3 protein-coding genes are annotated in these 3,917 nt (G+C 70.6%); 1 reads left to right on the forward strand and 2 read right to left on the reverse strand.

Annotated elements, in window-relative coordinates; genetic code table 11:
* A partial coding sequence (locus tag AX692_RS00665; protein ID WP_073977522.1) for an outer membrane beta-barrel protein occupies positions 1 to 1,125 on the forward strand: 1,125 nt, incomplete at its 5' end.
* On the opposite strand, the gene AX692_RS00670 is transcribed toward AX692_RS00665, so the two are convergent.
* Both AX692_RS00670 and AX692_RS00675 read right to left on the reverse strand, forming a co-directional pair.
* Positions 1,109 to 1,564 (reverse strand): hypothetical protein, encoded by a 456-nt coding sequence (locus AX692_RS00670; protein ID WP_073974822.1) that lies wholly within the window; start codon positions 1,562 to 1,564, stop codon positions 1,109 to 1,111. The two genes, AX692_RS00665 and AX692_RS00670, sit on opposite strands and share 17 nt — an antisense overlap.
* A 59-nt stretch (positions 1,565 to 1,623) precedes the next feature.
* Positions 1,624 to 3,917: GumC family protein (locus AX692_RS00675; RefSeq protein ID WP_230961024.1), on the reverse strand; the 2,294-nt coding region annotated here is incomplete at its 5' end.

The raw sequence follows: 3,917 nt of genomic DNA on the forward strand, positions 1-3,917 counted from the left end.
GGGCGGATCGGCAGCTTCTTCCTCTACCCCACTGTCGAAGCGCGGATCGAGTATGACGACAACATTCTCGCCCTCCCCGATGACGGCGAGGGCGATGTCGAGCTCACCTTGAGGGGCGCGGTGCGGCTCGCCTCGCGCTGGCAGCGCCACCGGCTCGAGGCCGACGCCTATGTCCAGCAGAACTTCCACGGCGAGTTCACCACCGAGGACGTGATGGAGGGCGGCGGCCGGGTGCAGGGTCGGCTCGACATCAGCCGCGAGACCTCTGCGCGGCTCGTCGCCTCGCTCGATTCGCTCGCCGAGGACCGCGCCAACATCACCAGCGCCGGCCAGGCGCGCCGCCCCACCCGCTTCCGCCGCGCCGACACGCTGTTCAGCCTCGCGCACCAGATGGGCCGGCTCCAGCTGACCGGCGACGCGCAGGTGGCGGTGCTCGACTTCGACGATGCCGAGACTAGCGACGGCACGCTGATCGAGCAGGACTTCCGCGATTCGCTCTACATGCGCGGGGCGCTCACCGCCTCGCTCGAGATCTCGCCGCGGGTCTCGGCGCTGGTGCGCGGGCAGGTCGACCGGCTGGCCTATTCCGACGACAGCGGCATCGCCGAGCCCTGGGACCGCGACACCACCGGCTATGCGCTTGAGGTGGGCGCGCGGCTGGAGCTGTCGAGCCTGCTGTTCGGCGAGGTCCGCGCGGGCGTCCTCCACCGCGTGGTCGACGATCCGGCGATCGAGGGGCTCACCGGTGCCTCCTTCGGTGCAAACCTCACATGGGCGGTGACCCCGCTCACCGCGCTGCGCCTCTACGCCGACCGTCAGATCGAGGAAGGCGGATCGCAGCTGGTCAGCGGCAATATCCGCAGTCAGGCGCGCCTTGAGGTCGAGCACGAATTGCTGCGCAACGTGATCCTCGAAGCGCGCGGCGGCTTTGCTCGGATCGAGACCATCGGTCAGATCGACACCTCCGCCGACGAATACACACTGATGGCGGGCGCGACATGGAAACTCAACCGCACCCTGCGCCTCTTCGCGCGCGCCGACCGCTTCCAGCGCTTTGCCGACGAGGAATTCTTCCGCGAGTTCACCCGCAACCGGGTCAGCGTGGGGGTCAGGCTCGCCTTCTAGGCAGGGATTCCACCGCGTGGATGATGCTGAGTTCGATCGCCACGAACAGGCAGGCAAACCACAGATGGCCGGCTGCGTCCCCGATCACGCCGCTCAGCAGCAGCAACGGGGGTGTCCCGCAAAGCAATACCGCGCGCAGCCAGAGCAAGGCGGGCGAACCGACCCGCCGACCGAACAGGCCCCATTCGGGATCGCGGAAGGTCATCGCCCGGCCGGGCCAGGGATCGTCGCCCTGCATCTCGCTGTTCAGCGCCTCCATGCCGCGCCGGTAGGCCGAGCTCAGCAGCATCCGCAGGAAAAGCAAGGCCGCCGCCCCGCCGACAATCCAGGTGGCGGGAACCACCGCCGGGCGCAGGCCTGCAAGAGCGAGGCTCGCGAGAGCGAGAGCCCCGCCCGCGGCGGCGATCACGAAGCAGGCGGCGCGCAGCGGACGATCCATCGCCGGCGATATTAGCACTCCGGCATCATGCCACAAACCAATTGCGCCCGCGCGGCGTCCTAGTCGACGTAGTAGCCCGCGAACTTGTCGCGGTAGGAATAGACGTCCTGCTGCCCGGTGCTGCCATACTGGCGCACGTCCACCCGGGTCAGCGCCAACCCGGCCAGCGCCGCATCAGCCGCGAGCAGCAGGTCTGCGGCGGTCTCGGCGGCCTTGATCGAGGTGTCGCGCCAGCGCGCGAGCATCAGCGTGCATTCCGCGCCCGCCGCGATCAGCCGCGTCTCGGCCACGCCGAGAACCGGCGCGGTATCGATCACCGCCACCTCGAACTGCATCGCCAGCTCGGCAAGCATCTCGGCGAGCGGCAGGTTGACGAACAGCTCGCGCCCGCCGACATCGCCCTGGCGCGAGCCGAGCACCGCCAGCCCCGTCGCCTCGTCCATCGCCAGCGCGCGGGCGAGCGGCACCTCGCGGCGCAGGTATTGGCCGAAGCCGTCCCAGCCCTCGGGCAGCAGCGCCGTGCTGACCGCGTGGCGGCGCGCATCGCAATCGACCAGCACCGTGCGCACGCCCGCATCGGCGAGCATCCGTGCAAGGCAGATCGCGGTCGTCGACTTGCCCTCGCGCGGCAGCGCCGAAGTCACCGCGATGCTGCGAGGCGTGCCGCCCGGCTGGAGCATCAGCGCGTTCTTCAGGGCGCGCACGCTTTCGGTGAACTGCGACTGGGGGTGTTCGAGCAGGTAATCCTGCGGCACCTCGCCCTTCGCGCGGCGGGTGGTGCTGGCCAGCTCGGGCACCGCGCCCAGATAGGCAAGGCCCAGCCGCTTCTCCACGTCGGCGCGGGTGCGGATGCGCGCGTCGAGATATTCTGCCGTCCCGATCGCAGCAAAGCCGAAGATCAGCGCCAGCGTCAGCGCCGCGGCCGCAGCCAGCGGGTAGCTGGGCGAGGACGGCATCACCGGCTCGCGCGCCAGCGTCTCGATCGAGGCGTCGGGGCGGATCAGCCCTGACTGCGCCTCGACATCCTGCGCGCGGGCGAGGAAGGTGTCGTAGATCTGCCGCGCCGCCTTGGCGTCGCGTTCGAGCTGGAGATAGCCGGCCTGCGCCGCGCTGTTGGCGGCGAGCGATCCGCGCGCGCGCCCCTGGCTCCCCTCGAGCGAGGCGACCCGCGAGCGGGCGGCCTGAACGTCGGCTTCGAGCGAGGCGAGAACCCGGCTGATCTGCTGCTCGATCTGCTGGCGGATATCGACCAGTTCGCCCTGCGCGCGGCGCAGTTCGGGGTGCTGCGGGCCCAACCGCTCACCGAGTCGCGCGACCTCGCCGGTCAGTTCGGCCTCGCGGGCACGCAGCTGCGATATGGTGGCCGAGTTGAGCGCCGCGGGCACATCCGCCCCGCCGCCGCTGCGACCGCCCACGCGGGTCCGCGCGGCGGCCAGCTGGCCTTCCTTTTCGGCCAGCGCTGCACGCGCGGCGGAAATCTCCTGATTGAGGACCGAGACCTCCTGCTCCGCCATCGTCGCGCCCTCGGCGCTCATCAGCCCGTTGCGGATCATGTAGCTCTGGAGCGCGGCATCGGCCTCGGCGGCATTGCGGCGCAGCTCGACGAGCCGCGTCTGGAGGAATTCCTGCGCACCTTCCGAGGTGCTCGATTTCATCTCCTGCTGCTGGGCGAGATACTGGCGCGCATATTCGTTCGCGAGCGCGGCGGCGAGCCTGGGGCTTTCGGCATTCGCGGTAATGTCGATGAGATAAGTGAGGCCCGAACGGCGGATGTCCATGCGCGCCAGCACCGCGCCGGCGAGCGGATGGGTGCCGGGCTCGGGCTTGCCGACCGCGTCCTGCGTGGCGGGCGCGGCGGACGCGCTGCGAGCGAACTCGGGCCAGCTCTCGAGCTTCAGCGCCTCGGCCACGCGGCCCGCCAGACGGCGCGAGGAGAGAATCTCGACCTCGGTGTCAATCACGTTGGTCTCGGCCTCCATCTTGGGGGCGACCGGATCGCTGGTGAGCACCTCGGGCTGGCTCGGCTCGATCAGCACGCTGGCCGAGGCGGAATAGAGCTCCGGGCGGGTCAGGGTGTAGGCAGCGACGAGCCCCAGAACCGCGGCGACGACTGCAAGGAACAGCCACAGGCGGCGGCGGAAGATCAGCCACATCAGGCCGGGATCGGGGAGGAAGGGCGCGGTCCCGCCCATCCCGCTCCCGCCGCTCCCGCCGCTCCCGCCGTTCCCGCTGTCGCCGCCGCCCGCCATGCCGCCACCTCCGCCGCCGTCCTGAGCACGTGGCAGCGACCGCGGCGGCAGATCGGCGCGCGGAGCGGTGCGGGTCGGGGCTTGGGGATCGGCGGTCTCGTGAA

Source organism: Erythrobacter donghaensis, assembly GCF_001557325.1.
Lineage (GTDB): Bacteria > Pseudomonadota > Alphaproteobacteria > Sphingomonadales > Sphingomonadaceae > Erythrobacter > Erythrobacter donghaensis_B.